At 34.8% G+C, this 279-nt stretch carries 1 protein-coding gene; it reads right to left on the bottom strand.

Translation table 11 applies throughout. The features are described 5' to 3' along the window. A partial coding sequence (locus FUA24_RS25975; protein WP_246147157.1) for a peptidylprolyl isomerase occupies positions 1–279 on the bottom strand: 279 nt, incomplete at both ends.

Raw genomic sequence — 279 nt, 5'->3', positions numbered from 1 at the left:
TTGTGTTTCTGGGTTAATTAACTGTCCGCCATCATTTTTAGTTTCTTTTTCATCACTTGCTTCCTTGGCTGCTTCTGCAAATGTAATGTCTCCATCAACAATACGTTGTCTTACTTTTTCAAGGCGTTCTTTAGCTTCTTTTATAGCATCATTTGATACTTTTGGTTTTAAAAGCACATGACTAACATCGTACTGTTGGCCTCTAATTTTTTGACAATACACAATGTGGTATCCAAAATCTGTTTTAAAAGGTTCAGATACTTCACCTTCTTGTAAAGC

It is taken from the genome of Seonamhaeicola marinus (genome assembly GCF_008085455.1).
The sequence above is the reverse complement of the archived record's forward strand: the minus strand, read 5'-3'. Positions and strand labels throughout refer to the sequence as shown.